This window comes from Pseudomonas sp. KH_017 (assembly GCF_057840285.1).
On record NZ_CM174509.1, the window covers coordinates 4,689,248 to 4,708,475 of the forward strand.

17 protein-coding genes are annotated in these 19,228 nt (G+C 52.5%); all 17 read right to left on the minus strand.

Annotation, left to right across the window (positions count from 1 at the left end):
* Position 1: 1 nt before the first annotated feature.
* Positions 2-1,132 (minus strand): non-hydrolyzing UDP-N-acetylglucosamine 2-epimerase, encoded by a 1,131-nt coding sequence (wecB, locus tag AC3IT6_RS21255; protein ID WP_489352562.1) that lies wholly within the window; start codon positions 1,130-1,132, stop codon positions 2-4.
* Between the two features lie 312 nt (positions 1,133-1,444).
* Positions 1,445-2,608, minus strand: a complete 1,164-nt coding sequence (locus AC3IT6_RS21260) for an EpsG family protein (RefSeq protein ID WP_489352564.1) — start codon at positions 2,606-2,608, stop codon at positions 1,445-1,447.
* 239 nt (positions 2,609-2,847) lie between these two features.
* Positions 2,848-3,966: a UDP-2-acetamido-2,6-beta-L-arabino-hexul-4-ose reductase gene (gene wbjC, locus AC3IT6_RS21265; RefSeq protein WP_489352566.1), complete on the minus strand. Its 1,119-nt coding sequence runs from the start codon at positions 3,964-3,966 to the stop codon at positions 2,848-2,850.
* A gap of 4 nt (positions 3,967-3,970) precedes the next feature.
* Positions 3,971-5,005: a polysaccharide biosynthesis protein gene (locus AC3IT6_RS21270; RefSeq protein ID WP_150726248.1), complete on the minus strand. Its 1,035-nt coding sequence runs from the start codon at positions 5,003-5,005 to the stop codon at positions 3,971-3,973.
* Between the two features lie 7 nt (positions 5,006-5,012).
* Positions 5,013-5,417 carry a hypothetical protein gene (locus AC3IT6_RS21275; protein ID WP_489352569.1) on the minus strand — a complete coding sequence of 135 codons (405 nt, stop codon included), beginning with the start codon at positions 5,415-5,417 and terminating at the stop codon, positions 5,013-5,015.
* Between the two features lie 24 nt (positions 5,418-5,441).
* On the minus strand, positions 5,442-6,647 hold the full coding sequence (locus tag AC3IT6_RS21280) for a glycosyltransferase family 4 protein (RefSeq protein ID WP_489352571.1): 1,206 nt from the start codon (positions 6,645-6,647) through the stop codon (positions 5,442-5,444).
* Positions 6,644-7,897 (minus strand): O-antigen translocase, encoded by a 1,254-nt coding sequence (locus AC3IT6_RS21285; RefSeq protein WP_489352573.1) that lies wholly within the window; start codon positions 7,895-7,897, stop codon positions 6,644-6,646. Before AC3IT6_RS21285 ends, AC3IT6_RS21280 begins: the two co-directional genes overlap by 4 nt.
* A gap of 917 nt (positions 7,898-8,814) precedes the next feature.
* The gene (locus AC3IT6_RS21290) at positions 8,815-9,873 is read right to left on the minus strand and encodes an LPS O-antigen chain length determinant protein WzzB (RefSeq protein WP_489352575.1); all 1,059 of its coding nucleotides are present in this window, start codon (positions 9,871-9,873) and stop codon (positions 8,815-8,817) included.
* 55 nt (positions 9,874-9,928) lie between these two features.
* Positions 9,929-10,153, minus strand: coding sequence for a hypothetical protein (locus AC3IT6_RS21295; RefSeq protein ID WP_489352577.1), 225 nt, complete (start codon positions 10,151-10,153; stop codon positions 9,929-9,931).
* A gap of 23 nt (positions 10,154-10,176) precedes the next feature.
* On the minus strand, positions 10,177-10,479 hold the full coding sequence (ihfB, locus tag AC3IT6_RS21300) for an integration host factor subunit beta (RefSeq protein WP_150726241.1): 303 nt from the start codon (positions 10,477-10,479) through the stop codon (positions 10,177-10,179).
* Positions 10,480-10,629: 150 nt separating this feature from the next.
* Positions 10,630-10,917 (minus strand): hypothetical protein, encoded by a 288-nt coding sequence (locus AC3IT6_RS21305; protein ID WP_489352579.1) that lies wholly within the window; start codon positions 10,915-10,917, stop codon positions 10,630-10,632.
* Positions 10,918-11,128: 211 nt separating this feature from the next.
* Positions 11,129-12,820, minus strand: a complete 1,692-nt coding sequence (gene rpsA, locus AC3IT6_RS21310; RefSeq protein ID WP_007973639.1) for a 30S ribosomal protein S1 — start codon at positions 12,818-12,820, stop codon at positions 11,129-11,131.
* A 120-nt stretch (positions 12,821-12,940) separates the two neighbouring features.
* Entirely contained in the window at positions 12,941-13,630 is a 690-nt protein-coding gene (gene cmk / locus AC3IT6_RS21315; RefSeq protein ID WP_007985391.1) for a (d)CMP kinase, read from the minus strand.
* Positions 13,627-15,834 (minus strand): bifunctional prephenate dehydrogenase/3-phosphoshikimate 1-carboxyvinyltransferase, encoded by a 2,208-nt coding sequence (locus AC3IT6_RS21320; RefSeq protein WP_489356641.1) that lies wholly within the window; start codon positions 15,832-15,834, stop codon positions 13,627-13,629. Before AC3IT6_RS21320 ends, cmk begins: the two co-directional genes overlap by 4 nt.
* A 28-nt stretch (positions 15,835-15,862) precedes the next feature.
* Positions 15,863-16,975 carry a histidinol-phosphate transaminase gene (gene hisC, locus AC3IT6_RS21325; protein WP_489352581.1) on the minus strand — a complete coding sequence of 371 codons (1,113 nt, stop codon included), beginning with the start codon at positions 16,973-16,975 and terminating at the stop codon, positions 15,863-15,865.
* Between the two features lie 12 nt (positions 16,976-16,987).
* Positions 16,988-18,082, minus strand: coding sequence for a prephenate dehydratase (gene pheA, locus AC3IT6_RS21330; RefSeq protein ID WP_102700283.1), 1,095 nt, complete (start codon positions 18,080-18,082; stop codon positions 16,988-16,990).
* Complete coding sequence (gene serC / locus AC3IT6_RS21335; RefSeq protein ID WP_489352583.1) at positions 18,082-19,167, minus strand: 3-phosphoserine/phosphohydroxythreonine transaminase; 1,086 nt, start codon at positions 19,165-19,167, stop codon at positions 18,082-18,084. Before serC ends, pheA begins: the two co-directional genes overlap by 1 nt.
* Positions 19,168-19,228 lie beyond the last annotated feature (61 nt).

Genomic DNA, 19,228 nt, shown 5'->3' on the forward strand with positions numbered 1-19,228 from the left:
ATTAGTACCTTCTCCAAACGGTCCGCATGACATAATCACGATAGCTGTGAATGATTCGAACCACTTTCTCAGCCACGTTAGGCATGCTGTAGTCCGCTACAAGTCGCAGCGTACGCTCTTCGTCACGATCCTGACCTTCCAGCACTTGCAAGCCCTGCATCACCCGCTCGATCTCGAGACCAACCATCATTACCGCGGCCTCTTCCATGCCCTCTGGACGCTCATGAGCTTCCCGAATATTCAACGCAGGGAAGTTAAGAATGGAAGATTCTTCGTTGATCGTGCCGCTGTCAGAAAGGACTGCCTTGGAATCAAGCTGCAACTTGTTGTAGTCCTTGAACCCCAATGGTTTGAGCAAGCGAACATTTTCATGAAACTTCACACCCATGGCGTCAACCCGCTTCTGGGTACGTGGGTGGGTCGAAACAATAACGGGATAGCCATAATGCTCGGCGACCGTATTCAGAACCTCGACTAGCTTGCCGAAATTTTTATCGGAATCGATATTCTCTTCGCGGTGTGCGCTAACGACGAAAAACTTACCCTTCTCCAGACCGAGACGAGCAAGGACATCCGACGCTTCAATGCCTTCACGGTAATAATTGAGCACTTCAAACATCGGGCTACCGGTCTTGATTACCATGTCAGGCGAAAGACCTTCGCGCAGCAAGTAATCACGAGCGATCGTACTGTAAGTCAGATTGATATCCGCAGTATGATCGACAATACGACGATTGATCTCTTCGGGAACACGCATGTCGAAACAGCGATTACCAGCCTCCATATGGAAGGTCGGGATCTTGCGGCGCTTAGCAGGAATGACTGCCATGCAGCTATTTGTGTCTCCCAAGACTAACAGAGCCTCTGGCTCAATCTCGGCCAGGACGCGGTCCACACTAATAATCACGTTACCGATAGTTTCGGCGCCAGTGGCACCCGCAGCGTTCAGAAAATGATCAGGCTTGCGGATCCCTAAGTCCTGAAAGAAAATTTCATTCAGTTCGTAATCGTAATTCTGCCCGGTATGGACAAGTACGTGATCACAATACTGATCCAGAGCAGCCATTACGCGCGACAGACGAATGATCTCCGGACGGGTTCCCACTACGGTTACGACTTTTAATTTTTTCATGATTTTAAACGTCACATTTCAAAAAGTGATAGATAAGTAATTAACACGAGCCAGTGCTTTCATCATCAGCCAGCACGATAAAAGCGCTTAACTCGTCGGCAACCCCGTCACACATCACTGTGTAACCTTCGCTTTTGTCACAGCTGCTGACCAGGCCTGACTGAGGACTGCGCTCTCACTGGGCTGGCATAATGACACATTTGAGTCCAATTCTTTGAGTATCGTCGGCGCACCATCCAAAGGCGACCATTTTAGCATCGCGCCCCGACCCCGACACCAGCACGTCGTCAGTAGACAGCGCGCCTGGCACCATCACTCGCTTACCTTATTCGCAGCGTTGAAGTCTTCGTAATACTGTTGCGTTCGCAGTCGACCATCACCTTCTTCATTGGTCAGCACATATTTTATATATGACTGATAGGGAGTAAATGGCATCGCAGAACTGGCAGAAACAAAAAGCAACAATGAAGCGAGACTAACAGCCGCAACACTTGCAGCTACCATTGCGCGAGCAGGCTCCCGCAACTGCCTGAGAATGTCGTATATGATTACCGCCTGTGCAAAACAAGCCAGATATTGAATGCGGTTCCATATTAGAGCAAAATCAAACAAAAATGATTGCGCACCGATCAAACATATAAGCGCACCAATTGACACTAACTCTCGACGCGTTATTTCTTTTATATACAGCTTGGCCAACCCAAGCAGCATACAATTCAAAACCAAATAACCGGCCCCCGCTATTGAACGCTGGGAAAAACCAAAACCAGCATAGACACTGAGTTTCTCGGAAACGAACGGAATATTTGCGACGGCACCCAAGCCGAGAGCCACTTGGCCTGAACCGATACCAACACTATAAAAAAGCAAACAGACTGCAATATAGATCCATACATGCGTGATCAGGTAACGAATTCCGCGAAGAAAGAATATGGGCGCATACATAAGCGCCGAGTACTGAAAACCCATCGCTATGAAAAAACCAAAAAAGGCTTTCTTCGACCGTCCGAAAACAAAGCTTTCCATTGACAAAAGCATAATGGAAACAGCAATAGACTGACGTATCGTCCCCATCTCCAATGGAATATACACCCAACAAAAAACAAAAGCCAAACCAAGTGAAACACGCGAATCAAACCGATAAAAAAATCTGCACGCACAATATGTATTGAAAGTACCAACTAAAAACAAAAAAAACTGAAAGTTACCAACCCGAGAAACAAGGTAATTCAACAAATAGAAAAGTGGTTCCATTGAGACCACATCTCGTGGAAAATCCATAAACGCGGAGTTTTCTATGGCATTATAATATTGCTCATAAACCACCCAATCGAAGCCTGTTTCGAATCTAAATGCGCAAATTAACCAAAAGGCGAGTAATGCTACGAAAAAGCTTATGCCAGTCTTCGTCTTAATGAACAGTCCTGGAATTGTTATGACCCAAAGCAAGACACCAATACCAAGATAAAAAAACATGACAATCCTTTCCTTAACACCTACAGACCAAAGACGGCGACTAACGATCCGAATATTTAAAATTTATTAACCGTTACATCCATCTTACCGTGATCTAATTAGACCTGCCATCTTAATAGGCCGCATCACCTGAACGAACATACGCCAGCATGTATCATCAAATCAACACTGCAGGGTCATGCGAAAAATGACTCCCTGCCCTGCTCGCTCAGGCGATCAAAGCAGAGAGCATTTCCAACCTAGGCCTCGCTGCCGACCGGACGTGCGTACGTGTCCGGTAGCTCGCGATCAAAAATTTCGTTCGCCCAAAGCATCACAATCATCTCCTCATCCCCGGCATTGGTGATGTCATGAGTCCAACCCGGAACCGTCTCAACGATTTCCGGTTGATCACCGGTGGTGTACAACTCATAAAACTCGTCAGATACGATATGCCTAAAGCGAAAACAAGCCCTACCTTTTATTACCAAAAACTTTTCAGTTTTCGAATGGTGGTAGTGACCACCACGTGTAACACCCGGATGAGCGGTAAAGTATGAAAATTGGCCACTGTCTCCGGTTTTCAGCATCTCGACAAATACCCCTCTAGGATCACCGTACTTTGGAACCTGGTAGGTGAAACTCTCGGGAGGTAAATAGCTGACATAGGTGGAGTAAAGCGCACGCACCAAGCCAGTACCTACCGGCTCTGTGATCAAGGTGTCACGACTTTCGCGAAACGCCTCCAACTGCTTTGCCAGAGCTCCAACACTGATACAGTATTGAGGCTGGACGTCTACGAATCCATCATCTGACAACTTTCCATCCATCGCTGAAATGAAGTGCTTGATAACATCATCGATATAGACAAGATTAATATTTGCGTGTCGGTCATTGATAGTAACCGGCAGTCCACGCGCAATATTATGGCAGAACGTTGCAACTGCCGAGTTGTAATTCGGCCGAGCCCACTTGCCAAAGACATTTGGAAGCCTGAACAAGTAAACGGGTGAACCAGACTTTTCCGCGAGCGCGGTCAGCGCCTCTTCAGCACCAAGCTTGCTATGGCCGTACAGATTATCCTGCTCAGCCTGAATGGATGAAGTATAAAGTACTGGCACCGGTTTACCGCATGCTGATACCGCTTCACAAAGAGCTTGCGTCAAGTCCGTATTACCGGCCTTGAACTCTTCCGGATCTTGTGGTCGATTCACTCCTGCCAAGTGAAATACAAAATCCACACTGCTTATTAGTGCCAATAACTGATTGATACTATCGTCCCGAGTGAACCGGACGACTTCAATATCAGCGCGCTCGTTCAGATGCGCTATCAAGTTCTTGCCCACAAAACCATTGGAACCGGTGACCAGCACTTTCATGGTTTCACTCCTCCGGCGTCGCGTGTTCACCACGCTGAATAGCGCGCATAAAGTCCAGCTTCAACAGCAGGTTCTTCATACCTTCGATATCCAGTCTCTCGGTATTATGGGAGTTATAATCTTCAGTGCGAGAAATCTTTTCCTCCCCTTGCTCCACAAATTTTGCGTAGTTCAAATCGCGTAGATCAGGCGGCACTCGGAAGTAATCACCACGATCTTCCGCGCAGGCCATTTCTTCACGACTCAACAGCGCTTCATACAGCTTTTCGCCATGGCGAGTACCGATCACTTGAATCGGGTGCTCCGGCAGATTGAGCATTTGAGTCAGCGCATTGGCAAGAGTTTCGACTGTAGCTGCTGGCGCTTTCTGCACAAACAGGTCGCCATTGTTGCCGTGCTCAAAAGCGTACAACACCAAATCCACCGCATCCGCCAGAGTCATCATAAAGCGAGTCATGCTAGGGTCGGTCAGGGTCAAAGGCTTGCCGTCGCGAATCTGCTGAATGAACAGCGGAATAACCGAACCTCGCGAAGCCATGACGTTGCCGTAGCGCGTTCCGCAAATGACAGTCTTCTCATCATCAGCACTACGCGACTTGGCTACCATCACCTTCTCCATCATCGCCTTGGAGATTCCCATTGCATTGATGGGATAAACGGCCTTGTCAGTACTCAAGCAAACAACGCGCTTGACACCATTTTGAATAGCAGCTTCAAGTACGTTCTCCGTACCCAGGACATTGGTCTTCACAGCCTCCATAGGGTGGAACTCGCAGGATGGAACCTGCTTGAGCGCCGCCGCGTGGAAAATGTAATCGACGCCACGAGTGGCATTCAGGACGCTCTGGTAATCACGAACATCACCAATATAGAATTTCAGCTTGGAGCTCGCGTAATGCTTACGCATGTCATCCTGCTTTTTTTCATCCCGACTAAATATGCGAATCTCGGCAATATCGGTATCAAGAAAGCGCTTCAAGACAGCATTACCAAAGGACCCGGTACCACCGGTGATCAAAAGCGTCTTATTCTGAAACATAATATCCTCACAACATTATTTGTTTCAAACAGCCACAAGAAGACTCATATTCTTTGCCTTGAAAACTGATGACAACAAACATCAGGAATACAATGCAAAAAAACAAATCTGACACGTGTGCCGATTGATTGTTAGCTAGTGTATTTAACACCGACAAATACACAAACAGGCACAGGAGCACCAAGGTTTTAGCACTCATTTTCCACAGTACTGCATTTTTCCATGTGCCGCGCCAGAAAAGCCCCATCACGACTATTGGCAGAGTAACTCCCAGAAAATCTGGATCGCTAGTCAGCCGCGGAAAGATGGTCACCCACTGCGAGCCATCGTCACTTTCTACAGTCACCAGCAAAGCACAGGCCATGCCCAACATAAGAGGAGGCAGAAGAACCTTGCCTAATTCATTGGACATAAATCACACTCCACAAGCACAGAGCTATACGACCAAATCAAGAAGTTGGGACGTAATGTGCTTCACTTCAAACACTTCTTTAAAACGCACCGGCCCCAACTCACTCATTACCCTCATCTTATCAGTATCGCGCAGCAACACCTCGATAGATTCGAGCAACTTATCAGGTTCTCCAGCTTCAACACTGATGCCTACGCCTAATGAGGCTATATAGTCCCCATAATCCGTCGAGGACTCTACCGACGCGATAATAGGCAAACCCACTCTCAAATAATCTATCGTTTTAGATGGAAAGCTTGGGACATCAACATCCCTGACCGTACATACAAGAGCGAGATCACAGGATTTTATCAACCCCACATACTCATCTCGAGGTATACGTGGAATCCAGATAAGATTTCCACCGCATTGCTCGATACTTGCCTCCACAAGTGACTCAAGGGAACCACTCCCGATCACGAGAAACGTTACGGGAGAACCACGCTGCTGCGAAAGCTTAGCGGCCCCTATCAGGTCTTCAAGACCTCGACCGTGAACGAGTTGGCCACCAAAAACAACAAGCGGCCTATCCTGCGGCAAAGAATACTTTTGGCGAATATCGGCACGATCCACCCCAGGCAACGTAGTTTCTTTCCCCCACACTGGGGTGATGCAAATTTTCTGCTCATCGCGAATAGGGTAATGAGTACGAAGGTAAGTTTCGTTCGCAGGCGACATACACGCAATCACATCGAATTTGCGTATCAGCGTCTCTTCAACCTTTCTTGCTACAAAGAAAGAAACACCAGACGAAAACAAACCGATTTGTCGGTGATGATGCGGAAAGAAATCCCACTGAATCAATAGCGACGTAAGCTTTTTGTTTCGGGCCAACAACATAATTGGCAAAGCCATGGTAATGGCAGGTGAAAACCCAATCACCGCATCAAATTTACGTTGCTTGACCAGCTTTCGCGAAATCGAATATGCAGAAAATGACGAGAGGCTCCACTTCAGGATACGAGTAACGAACCCAAATGGGGAACTCACCAACACCGGAGGGATCGAAATCACTTCGACCCCGTTTCCCAGCTTTAGATTCGAACGGGTGCTGCCGGGTTTTGCCGACCAGTCGAGACATAGCACGGTCACCTCATGCCCCAACTCCTGGAAAGAATCGGCCAATTCATTTGTAAGCCAAGGATCATTTTCAGACAATGAAAACTTGGTACACATCATAAGAATCTTCATGACTTCCCTCTCTTAAACCAAAATCCCAGCCCTACGGCCATGAATATGGAAAGCAACCCGTAAGTAATCACGTGCGCATACACTGGAGCCATAGACCCAAAAGTACTCAGCAGCATGAGAAACACGCTAAAAATAAAAATACCTTGTGCGAATTCGAATATTATCGACACTCGCACAGCACCTCTAGCCATGAATATCAAAGATATTGCAGACGCGATCGTTCGAAAAATATCTCCAACCATTTGAGGTAAAAAATAGTCAGTCATCGGAAGAAACTCGTCTGAAAAAACCAACTTAACAACAATATTTTTCAGACTATAAAGAGCGATAAAACCTAACATGAGAGCTGACAACAACCACAATAAACTGATTTTAAACTCTTTAATAACCAAGTTAAGATTGGCTGCTGATGCATACCGAGGCAACACATAATTCATCAAAACAACACCAACGAACTGCATATAGACATCAGACAGCTTAATCACACCCTGCCACAGCCCCACCTGCTCCCAGCCAAACCTCTGCGCCATACCATCACGCATCAAAATTTGCGCAACTGGAACGGATGTAGAACCTACCAAGGCCAAAACTGAAAAAGACAACAGGTGACGCATTCTAACCCTATCGACCAGGAATCTCGAAAAATGGAATAGCTCTCTCCGGCCTGAAGCCATAAACAACAATGTGACAATTGCGGTTAATGCCGGCATTAGCATTACCGAGTACGCAGCACCGTCAAAACCAAACGAGTTGACTGCAAGGGCCAACACAAGCGTACCAAGTACGGTTCCTAATATATTGACCTTCGCATAGAAAACGCTCTCACCACGACTGCTTGCCTCTGCCTGAACCAAGCTTGCGTAACCCACAATCGCTTGAACCAACCCAAGGCCTACGAAAAGAGCGGTAAACCCTCCCTGCATCAAACGACTTGAAAGTGCGGTGGAGAAAAGCATCAATAACAGTGCAACAATTGCAGAGATTACGGTCGTTAGTGTAAATGCCGTAGCAAACCAGGCCTTCCCCTCCTTCGATGCAACAGGTGACTCCGCCAGGACCTTGATCAAACCATTGGTTATTCCGCCGCCGGCAAACATGCCCGTAATAGCAACCAGTGTCATGAGCTGACCAAGCAATCCAAAACCATCCGGCCCCAACTTCCAAGCCAGTAGTTTTATTACTATGAGCCCTGCTACGGCCTTCACTAGTATTGAGGAGGCGAAATGGATACCAGCTTTCAACCTTGCCAAACTTCAAACCTCATCGCAGTGCCCTTTTTCTTGCAGCCTGGAATCACGCCAAGAAAGCTACACCCAAGCAGTGGCGTCCACTGCTGGGTAATCCATCACTTAAGCACACGTCCCAATACGAATGGAGCAACAAAAGCTACGCCCCCTGAATTCCTTTATCCAAGCAACCATCAGTGCCACCATCAAACACACCCTTACGTGCTACCAGACGAGAAATGCTGGCCACACAGCAACGTACGACTGAGAAAACCCGCAAATTCAACACACTTACCGCTCCAGAGTCAACCCTCACTCATCAGCCAGAACGCCTTGCTCAAGGCACGCTGCCGATACAAACCGGGAGTAAGCCTTGAAATGACAAATAGCTCTCAGTAATCGGGCTCGAAACCAATACCGAAACCCGCCAACCAGGCCATTCAAAGCCCCCATCGGACTGTGTCCGTACAGCTACAGAAAATTGATTATACCTGTGCGCACGTAGCATCGCTGCCACACAATTCGACAATCTCACCATCAAGCACAAATTCATTCCTGTCGACCCAAATCCGTCGGAATTTACCGGTGGCACGCTCAAGCAACGCAAGACCGAGCAAAATGCACAGACTCTGATCTCCAGACGAACGGGCGCATGGCAAAACTGTAGGTTTAAATGGGAATTCCCAGAATGAAAAATCAAGGCCGAGTCTTCAGAATACCGACAAATAGCCAGCAACTTCTTCAACTAAATAGCTTGATAGATGTTACGAATGGGGGGGGGGGGCAGAAAAAGAGTCAAAAGTGCAGGATATCAACCAAAAAACTGAAGAATATGCATTACCCTAATCACTTCGCCCCCCATTGAGAAGCAACCGCATCATGATACGCGCGAAAACTTGATCAATCCGCCAGTCATTGATATGACAAGGGCTACCAAATCTTCACTGAGAAAAAACCGACTTCTTGGATGAACCCGAAGGAAGGAAATAGCACACCAAGACAAGGCCCACCCCCAACAACACGCCAAAGAGAAAACTGAACATAATTATTAAAGATTTTTTAGGTTTTATAGGGTTGATCGGTGGCTTCGCATCTCCATCCAAGCGATAGGCGACAACATCCTGAAGATTTGAAGAAATGGACTTGTAAAACGCCCGCGTTGACTCAAGATCCCGCAGACGCCCAATGAAAGGGTCATTCGTACCTCGCGTCTCCAGGTTTTCAATTTCCGCCTCCAGCGCTTTAGTGCCACGCATGTAAATGAGCTGCCCATCGACGCTGCCAGCGATTTGAACCGCGGGATTGCCAGTAATAATAGGAGGTTTCTCCAATCCAATGGCGCTTGCAACCCGAAGAGCTTCACGCAGTTTTGTGATGGTATCCTCTCGGACTTTTTGAGCATTTTCACGCAAATCGGCAATTTGTCGATCAAGACTGCGAACCTTGACATCCGCTTCATATGAAACGTTTTTTATTATTTCCTGCTGCGCCAACTTGCCTGCTCGATGAATATATTCTTGCGCCCATTGCGCAGCTTGGTCGGGGTTACTACTTTGAATAGTAACCACATACTCATCAGGAAGATCTTTTCTTGACTGAGACACAATCAAGCGTTTGGAAAGCTCGGAATAAAGAAGATTACTGCCGGCCTTATCCTCGTCTTTACTTGATCCGGGGGCCATTACTTCAGCAATGAATGTTTGACGGAGAGTCTCACCTTTTAAACTTTGCAAAAAAATCGAGTAAACATCTTTAACTGTAATAGGAACCAACTCTGTTTCGCTGCTTCGGCCGTAATTTAGATTCGCAATATCATTGTAAGTAGGAGGCATAGCAAATGCACTTGCCTCATAAACCGGGCGGGCCAAAAAAGCGTAGGCTACGGCAATCAAGGTCACTACACTTGTAGTAGCGAAAATCGTCCATTTTTTTTTCCACAGTACGCGAAAAATATCGGAGATATCAATCTCGCCCCTGTCATTGGATTCTTTACTATTCAAAATTCTTGATTTCCACTAGAGACTGATCGCTCAGCCCATCAAATCTTCAGCCCAATCAGGTACGGCTTCGCCTTTGCTTAAAAGCCATCGCCAAAAGCGGACCAAGCAAAATACCACCTAGCAAAAATGTCGCTACGAAAACAGAAACCGGGAGTGGCTGCGTTGTCATCCCCAAAAAAGAAATAGAGGTAAGCTGCTGATTCTCAAGCATAAAAACTAGAATAGCAGCAAAAAACACTAGCAAACACAGCCCTAGAACAGCCTTTCTGAAACTATTCATTAGAGCCTACTCCGGAAAACTCACTAAAACTCACCGGCATCATCCTCATCCTCATTCACCCGATCCCTAAGCTCTTTCCCCGGCTTGAAATGCGGAACGAACTTGCCGTCGAGACTGACAGACTGGCCGGTTTTCGGATTGCGACCTACCCGTGGCGCGCGGTAGTGCAGAGAGAAGCTGCCAAACCCCCGGATTTCGATACGATCCCCGGTAGCCAGACATTGGGACATTTGCTCAAGCATGGTCTTGATGGCCAGCTCCACATCCTTGGATGAGAGCAGCCCTTGATGGGTGACAATTCGTTCGATCAACTCCGACTTCGTCATATTTTTCCCTTCTTTTTCAAGCAGCTAGGTCAGCGCTTCAAAGGTTTTAGCACGCCCGCAAGATTTTGAACAGCCCGAGTTTTTCCATCTATCCCACCACCCCAAAATGCTTGATTCCTGGAAGGGGAAGACTTCTGGGCGATCACAATGTCATCGGCAAATCACCAACATACTGCGCGTCAGGAAACCTGCCGGGTTGAATCCAAAGGGGAATCCCTCCTCCTCTTCCTTGATATCATCAGACCTTGCTACAACCTTGTAGCCTGCCCCACTGCACTCCTTGGCCGCGCGCTTGTAACACCGCTCCCATCTCGAACCGAGCCCCGAACAATCCACCTCAATACCACTAACCCCACGCACCGCGTGAGTTTTGGCATTGGTGGTACAACCCGCCAGCATCAGTACCAGCACCGCCACTGCGACAATGAGCTTGTTCATTCACATCCTTTTGCCAGAAAGCCTACGGGCGATCATCAGTCTCAGGCTAAAGACTAGCTGCAAATAAGCGTTTGATCCGACTAAACAATCAGACCTTCTTTCGGCGTTTTTGGTTCACGACCCAAGCAGTTACAGCCTCGCTTGATTCACCAAACTCCAGGCACAAAAAAGGGCGACCGAAGTCGCCCTTTTTTTTTCAGAAAATCAGAACTTAGTTCTGCTTTTCCATTTGTGCACGCAGCAGGTCACCCAGAGTGGTGGCCACAGGAGCATCAGTAGCTACTGGCTTGTCGCGCAGGCTCTGGATTGCTTCTTTCTCGTCTTCAACGTCTTTCGACTTGATCGAGAGCTGAATTACACGGCTCTTGCGGTCAACGCTGATGATCTTGGCTTCTACTTCTTCGCCTTCTTTCAGAACGTTGCGCGCGTCTTCAACGCGGTCACGGCTGATTTCGGAGGCTTTCAGAGTCGCTTCGATATCGTCGGCCAGAGTGATGATGGCGCCTTTAGCGTCAACTTCCTTCACGATGCCTTTAACGATGGCGCCTTTGTCGTTCTCTTGAACGTACTCGGAGAACGGATCGCTTTCCAGTTGCTTGATACCCAGGGAGATGCGCTCGCGCTCTGGGTCAACCGACAGGATAACGGTGTCCAGCTCGTCGCCCTTCTTGAAGCGGCGAACGGCTTCTTCGCCCACTTCGTTCCAGGAGATGTCGGACAGGTGAACCAGACCGTCGATGCCGCCGTCCAGACCAATGAAGATACCGAAATCGGTGATCGACTTGATGGTGCCGGAGATTTTATCGCCCTTGTTGAACTGGCCAGAGAAATCTTCCCATGGGTTAGATTTGCACTGCTTGATGCCCAGGGAGATACGGCGACGCTCTTCGTCGATGTCCAGAACCATAACTTCCACTTCGTCGCCGACTTGTACGACTTTCGAAGGGTGGATGTTCTTGTTGGTCCAGTCCATTTCGGAAACGTGTACCAGACCTTCAACGCCTTCTTCCAGCTCAGCGAAGCAGCCGTAGTCGGTCAGGTTGGTTACACGCGCGGTAACGCGAGTGCTTTCTGGGTAACGGGCTTTGATAGCAACCCATGGATCTTCGCCCAGTTGCTTCAGGCCCAGGGAAACACGATTGCGCTCGCGATCGTACTTCAGAACCTTGACATCGATCTCGTCGCCAACGTTGACGATTTCGGAAGGATGCTTGATACGCTTCCAAGCCATGTCGGTAATGTGCAGCAGGCCATCGACGCCACCCAGATCGACGAATGCGCCGTAATCGGTGAGGTTCTTGACGATACCTTTGACTTGTTGGCCTTCCTGCAGGGATTCCAGCAGAGCTTCGCGCTCGGCGGAGTTCTCGGCTTCCAGGACGCTACGACGGGAAACGACAACGTTGTTGCGCTTCTGGTCCAGCTTGATGACCTTGAATTCCAGCTCTTTGCCTTCCAGGTGCGTGGTGTCGCGCACTGGACGGACGTCAACCAGAGAACCTGGCAGGAACGCACGGATGCCGTTAACGTCGACAGTGAAGCCGCCTTTAACCTTACCGTTGATAACGCCCTTGACCACTTCTTCGGCTGCGAAGGCTGCTTCCAGAACAATCCAGCATTCAGCGCGCTTGGCTTTTTCACGGGACAGCTTGGTTTCACCAAAGCCGTCTTCAACCGAGTCCAGAGCAACGTGAACTTCGTCACCGACGTTGATGTTCAGTTCGCCAGCGTCGTTGTAGAACTGCTCAAGCGGGATGAGTGCTTCAGACTTCAGGCCAGCGTGAACGGTTACCCAGCGAGCCTGGTAATCGATATCAACGATAACACCGGTGATGATGGAGCCTGCCTGAAGGTTCAGGGTTTTTAGGCTTTCTTCAAAGAGTTCCGCAAAGCTTTCGCTCATTTTAATTCCTGTCGATGAGGGCGAAGAATACGCCCATCTCCACACCCCAGACGGTGTGGGTTAGTTTCATTTAAAAGAAGCCACCGCAGGACTATGACTGGTCCCCTGCGGCCTTCTTGGTCACCCGGCGATATCGCGAATGGCGATCTCGCTCATGATGCGTTCCAGCACCTGGTCAATGGATAATTCCGTGGAATCCAGCTGTATGGCGTCAGCCGCCGGTTTGAGCGGGGCTACCGCTCGCTGGGTGTCACGCTCATCGCGCGCACGTATCTCATCTAGCAGACTCGACAGACTAACACCCTCGACCTTGCCCTTCAACTGCAAATATCGACGACGAGCCCGTTCCTCGGCGCTGGCGGTCAGAAAAATCTTCAGCGGCGCGTCAGGAAAAACCACCGTGCCCATATCGCGACCATCCGCCACAAGGCCCGGCGCTTCCTGAAAGGCTCGCTGGCGCTGCAGCAGCGCCTCGCGTACAGCGGGCAGTGCAGCCACCTGGGAAGCGCCGGAACCGACGCTTTCGGTGCGAATGACATCGCTGACTTCATCACCTTCCAGAATGATGCGTTGCAACTGACCGTCCGTCGCTGCGATGAACTGCACATCCAGATGAGCGGCGAGTTTCTTCAGCAACTCTTCATTGGTCAGGTCAACACCATGGTTATGCGCGGCGAAGGCCAGCAATCGGTACAACGCACCGGAATCCAGCAGGTTCCAGCCCAGGCGCTTGGCCAGGATCCCGGCTACCGTGCCCTTGCCCGAGCCGCTTGGCCCATCGATGGTGATGACCGGTGCAATGTTGATCACGACTGTGCCTCTTGTGCCACGCGGATACCGACCTGTGCGCACAGCGCCAGGAAATTCGGGAACGACGTCGCGACGTTGGCGCAATCATGAATGCGGATCGGCGCACTGGCGCGCAGCGAAGCAACGCTGAACGCCATGGCGATACGGTGATCACCATGGCCGTGTACTTCACCGCCGCCGATCTGGCCGCCGTCGATGATGATGCCATCCGGGGTTGGCTCGCACTTGACGCCCAGCGCCAGCAAGCCATCAGCCATGACCTGGATACGATCCGACTCCTTGACCCGCAGCTCTTCGGCGCCACGCAACACGGTGCGCCCTTCGGCACAGGCGGCGGCGACGAACAGCACCGGGAACTCGTCGATCGCCAGCGGAACCAGCGCCTCGGGAATCTCGATACCCTTGAGTTTAGCTGCACGTACGCGCAAGTCAGCCACCGGTTCGCCACCCACTTCACGCTGGTTTTCCAGAGTGATGTCGGCGCCCATCAGGCGCAGGATATCGATCACACCGGTACGGGTCGGGTTGATGCCGACGTGTTCCAGCACCAGTTCCGAACCTTCGGCGATCGATGCCGCCACCAGGAAGAACGCCGAGGACGAAATATCACCCGGGACTTCAATGTGGGTCGCAGCCAGCTTATTGCCGGACTCGACCGATGCTGTCGCACCGTTGACCGTTACCGGGTAGCCGAAACCACGGAGCATGCGCTCGGTATGGTCGCGGGTCGGAGCAGGCTCGGTAACCGTGGTCTTGCCTTCGGCATACAGACCGGCCAGCAGCAGGCAGGACTTAACCTGGGCACTGGCCATCGGCATGGTGTAGGTCAGACCCTTGAGCTTGTTGCCACCGCGAATGATCATCGGCGGACGACCTTCGGCGGCGGTTTCGATCACCGCACCCATTTCGCGCAGCGGATTGGCCACGCGATTCATCGGGCGCTTGGAAAGCGAAGCGTCGCCGGTCAAGGTGCTGTCGAAGTTCTGCGCAGCCAGCAGGCCGGACAGCAGGCGCATCGAAGTACCGGAGTTGCCCAGGTAGATCGGGCCCGGTGCCGGCTTCAGGCCATGCAGGCCGACGCCGTGAATGGTCACACGACCGTGGTGCGGACCTTCGATGACCACGCCCATGTCACGGAATGCCTGCAAGGTCGCCAGGGCATCTTCGCCCTCCAGGAAACCTTCGACTTCGGTGACGCCTTCGGCCAGGGAGCCAAGCATGATCGAACGGTGGGAAATCGATTTGTCACCCGGTACGCGAATCCGACCGGACAGGCGGCCACCAGGTTGAGCCAGGAAAATCAGATCGTTGGAATTCATAGCGTCCACATAGGCCCTGCGGGCCAGGATTTTACTGAAATGCTCGCGGGCAACACGGGCGCGAGTGAAAACGCCCAGCAATTGGTGCCCATCCCCTGCATCGACCGCGTCGCGCAAGGCGTCGAGGTCGCTGCGAAATGTATCGAGTGTGCGCAGGACAGCTTCGCGGTTGGCGAGGAAGATGTCGTGCCACATGACCGGGTCGCTTCCGGCGATTCTTGTGAAATCGCGGAAACCGCCCGCAGCGTAACGGAAGATCTCAAGATTTTCATTGCGCTTGGCCAGTGAGTCGACCAAACCGAACGCCAGCAAGTGCGGCAGATGGCTGGTCGCGGCCAGTACTTCGTCGTGACGCTCGACCTGCATGTGCTCGACATCGGCACCCAGTTCGCGCCACAAACGGTCGACTACCGCCAGGGCTGCAGGATCGGTTTGCTCCAGCGGCGTCAGGATCACTTTGTGGCGACGGAACAGCTCGGCGTTGGAAGCTTCCACCCCACTCTGCTCCGAACCGGCAATCGGATGCCCCGGCACGAAGGATGACGGCATCTTGCCAAATGCTTCGGTGGCCGCACGCACCACATTGCCCTTGGCACTGCCGACATCGGTCAGGATTGCCTGCCCCAGATCCATGCCCGCCAGACGCGCGAGCACTTTCTCCATGGCCAGGATCGGCACCGCCAGTTGGATGACGTCGGCGCCCTGACAAGCAACGCCCAGGTCTTCCTCGCAGCGATCCACCACACCCAACTCGACCGCGAGCTTGCGCGATTGTGGATCGAGATCGACCCCGACCACTTCGCGGCACAGACCGCTTTCACGCAAACCCTTGGCAAACGAACCGCCGATCAAGCCGAGACCGACCACCACCAGGCGACCGATCATAGGTTCAGCAGATTGCAGCGCAGTGACATCAACCACGAGCCAGAACCTTGGTCAGCGCTTCGAGGAAGCGGCTGTTCTCTGCTGGCAGGCCAATGGTGATGCGCAGGTGGTTCGGCATGCCGTAGTTGGCCACCGGACGCACTATCACACCTTCACGCAGTAAGCCCTGGAACACCGGGGCCGCGACCTGACCGAGATCGACGCAGATGAAATTGCCTTTGGACGGAATCCAGCTCAGCGCCAGCTCACGAAAACCGGCTTCCAGTTGCTGCATGCCGGACTCGTTCAACTGACGGCTTTGCGCCAGATACTCTTCGTCCTTCAACGCCGCACAGGCCGCGGCCAAGGCCAGGCTGTTGACGTTGAACGGCTGGCGCACACGGTTCAGCACGTCTGCGACCACCGCCGTGGACAAGCCATAACCCACACGCAGCGCTGCCAGGCCATAGGCCTTGGAGAAGGTACGGGAAACCAGCAGGTTCGGATAAGCCGCCAGGAAGTCCAGGCCATCCGGCAGATCGCTGCCTTCGGCGTACTCGATGTAGGCCTCGTCCAGTACGACCAGCACATGCTCCGGCACATCCTGCAGGAATTCGTCCAGCGCCTCGGCGTCGAACCAGGTCCCGGTCGGGTTGTTCGGGTTGGCAATGAACACCACGCGGGTGTTGGCATCGATCGCCGCCAGCATGGCAGGCAGGTCATGCCCCCAATCCTTGGCTGGAACCACCTTGGCCTGTGCGCCGACCGCCTGGGTGGCAATCGGGTAGACCGCGAACGCATGCTCGCTGAACACGGCATTCAGGCCCGGTGCCAGATAAGCACGCGCGACCAACTCCAGGATGTCGTTGGAACCGTTGCCCAGCGTGACCTGGTTGAGTTCGACGCGGCACTGCTCGGCCAACAGGCTCTTGAGCGCAAAACCGTTGCCGTCCGGATAACGGGTCAGCTCGGGCAGCGCATCGCGGATCGCCGCCAGCGCCTTGGGGCCAGCGCCCAGCGGGTTTTCGTTGCTCGCCAGTTTGACGATGCTGGCTGGATCGAGATCCAGCTCACGCGCCAGTTCGTCCACGGGCTTGCCCGGAACGTAAGGCGAAAGTTGTTGCACGCCCGGCTGTGCCAGAGCGAGGAAATTGCCACTCATTTCTACCGCCCCTTAGAGAACTGCTTTCGGGTAGGAACCCAGCACCTTGAGTGCCACTGCTTCCTGACTGATCTTTTCCAGCACACCTTTGACCAGCGGGTCACGATGATGGCCGACGAAGTCGATGAAGAACACGTAGGTCCATTTACCGCTGCGCGACGGACGAGTCTCGATTCGCGTCAGGTCGATGCCATTGTCGTGGAACGGCACCAGCAACTCGTGAAGCGCACCCGGCTTGTTGCTCATCGAAACGATGATCGATGTCTTGTCGTCGCCAGTCGGTGGCACTTCCTGGTTGCCGATCATGAGGAAGCGCGTGGAGTTATCCGGACGGTCCTCGATTTTTTCGGCCAGACGGGTCAAGCCGTACAGGCCGGCCGCCATGTCGCCGGCAATCGCCGCCGAGTTCCACTCACCCTTGACCCGCTTGGCCGCTTCGGCGTTGCTGGACACCGCCACGCGCTCGACATTCGGATAGTGGGCGTCCAGCCACTTGCGGCACTGGGCCAGGGACTGGGCGTGGGAGTAGATGCGGCTGATGCTGTCGGTCTTGGTGTTTTCGCCGACCAACAGGTGATGGTGGATACGCAGCTCGACTTCGCCGCAGATCACCATGTCGTGTTCAAGGAAGCTGTCGAGGGTGTGGTTGACTGCGCCTTCTGTGGAGTTCTCCACCGGCACCACGCCAAAATTCACCGCCCCCGCCGCCACTTCACGGAACACTTCGTCGATCGCCGCCATCGGCTTGCTGATCACCGCGTGGCCGAAGTGCTTCATGGCCGCCGCCTGGGTGAACGTACCTTCAGGGCCGAGGTAAGCCACTTTCAGCGGCTGCTCGAGCGCCAGGCACGAAGACATGATTTCGCGGAACAACCGCGCCATTTCTTCGTTGCCCAGCGGCCCCTGGTTACGCTGCATGACACGCTTGAGCACCTGAGCTTCACGCTCAGGACGATAGAACACCGGCACTTCGCCTTCGGCCAGCGAGGCCATCTTTACTCGCGCGACTTCCTGGGCGCAGCGCGCACGCTCACTGATCAGCTCCAGGACCTTTTCGTCCAGGGCATCAATGCGCAGGCGCAGTGCCTTGAGTTCTTGCTCAGACATTAGCCGTGTTCCTTCTCGAACTCTGCCATGTACGAAACCAGCGCGTTGACCGCGTTGATGTCGACGGCGTTATAGATGGAGGCGCGCATGCCGCCCACGGAACGGTGACCCTTGAGGTTCAACAGGCCACGCTCGTCGGCACCGGCCAGAAACGGCTTGTCCAGACGATCATCAGCCAGGCGGAACGGCACGTTCATCCACGAGCGATCCGACTTGTTGATCGGGTTGCTGTACAGGCCACTGGCATCGATGAAGCCATACAGCGTGCGCTGCTTGACTTCGTTGAGCTTGCCGATGGCCTCGACGCCGCCCAACTCCTTGAGCCACTCGAACACCAGGCCGGACAAGTACCAGGCCAGGGTCGGCGGGGTGTTGTACATCGAACCGTTATCGGCCGCGACCTTGTAGTTGAGCATGGTCGGGCAAATGGAGCGCGCATGACCCAGCAGGTCTTCGCGAACGATGTTGACGACGATACCACTCGGGCCGATGTTTTTCTGGGCGCCGGCGTAGATCATGCCGAAGCGCGAAACATCCACCGGGCGCGACAGGATGTCCGAGGACATGTCGGCGACCAGCGGGATATCACCGGTCTCGGGAATCCATTGGAATTCCAGGCCGCCGATGGTTTCGTTCGGCGCGTAGTGAACGTAGGCCGCGTCTTTCGACAGCTTCCATTCGTTCTGGCCGGGAATGGCGAAGTAGTCGTAAGGCTTGGCGGTGCCGGCAACATTGACGTGGCCGAAGCGCGAAGCTTCTTCGATGGCTTTCTGCGACCAGATACCGGTGTCGATATAGTCGGCAGAGCCGTTTTCCGGCAACAGGTTCAGAGGAATCTGAGCGAATTGCTGGCTGGCGCCACCTTGCAGAAACAGCACTTTATAGTTCGACGGGATATTCAGCAGATCACGCAGATCCTGCTCGGCCTTGGTGGCGATGGACACGAACTCATCGCTGCGATGGCTCATTTCCATGACCGACAGACCCTTGCCGTGCCAGTCGAGGAGTTCACCCTGGGCGCGCTGCAGGACAGCTTCGGGAAGCGCCGCAGGACCGGCACAGAAGTTATAGGCTCTCTTGCTCACATCCAATCTCGCTCTGATTTGGTGGTATCACGCAATAAATCATCAGCCGACACCAATACAA

What these genes read in the sequence shown, in the direction of transcription:
- AC3IT6_RS21275 (WP_489352569.1), bottom strand. Translation starts at nt 5,417, where the DNA reads ATGTCCAATGAATTAGGCAAGGTTCTTCTGCCTCCTCTTATGTTGGGC.
- AC3IT6_RS21295 (WP_489352577.1), bottom strand. Translation starts at nt 10,153, where the DNA reads ATGAATAGTTTCAGAAAGGCTGTTCTAGGGCTGTGTTTGCTAGTGTTT.
- AC3IT6_RS21270 (WP_150726248.1), bottom strand. Translation starts at nt 5,005, where the DNA reads ATGTTTCAGAATAAGACGCTTTTGATCACCGGTGGTACCGGGTCCTTT.
- wbjC (WP_489352566.1), bottom strand. Translation starts at nt 3,966, where the DNA reads ATGAAAGTGCTGGTCACCGGTTCCAATGGTTTTGTGGGCAAGAACTTG.
- AC3IT6_RS21305 (WP_489352579.1), bottom strand. Translation starts at nt 10,917, where the DNA reads ATGAACAAGCTCATTGTCGCAGTGGCGGTGCTGGTACTGATGCTGGCG.
- AC3IT6_RS21320 (WP_489356641.1), bottom strand. Translation starts at nt 15,834, where the DNA reads ATGATCGGTCGCCTGGTGGTGGTCGGTCTCGGCTTGATCGGCGGTTCG.
- rpsA (WP_007973639.1), bottom strand. Translation starts at nt 12,820, where the DNA reads ATGAGCGAAAGCTTTGCGGAACTCTTTGAAGAAAGCCTAAAAACCCTG.
- AC3IT6_RS21280 (WP_489352571.1), bottom strand. Translation starts at nt 6,647, where the DNA reads ATGAAGATTCTTATGATGTGTACCAAGTTTTCATTGTCTGAAAATGAT.
- AC3IT6_RS21260 (WP_489352564.1), bottom strand. Translation starts at nt 2,608, where the DNA reads ATGTTTTTTTATCTTGGTATTGGTGTCTTGCTTTGGGTCATAACAATT.
- wecB (WP_489352562.1), bottom strand. Translation starts at nt 1,132, where the DNA reads ATGAAAAAATTAAAAGTCGTAACCGTAGTGGGAACCCGTCCGGAGATC.
- ihfB (WP_150726241.1), bottom strand. Translation starts at nt 10,479, where the DNA reads ATGACGAAGTCGGAGTTGATCGAACGAATTGTCACCCATCAAGGGCTG.
- hisC (WP_489352581.1), bottom strand. Translation starts at nt 16,975, where the DNA reads ATGAGTGGCAATTTCCTCGCTCTGGCACAGCCGGGCGTGCAACAACTT.
- pheA (WP_102700283.1), bottom strand. Translation starts at nt 18,082, where the DNA reads ATGTCTGAGCAAGAACTCAAGGCACTGCGCCTGCGCATTGATGCCCTG.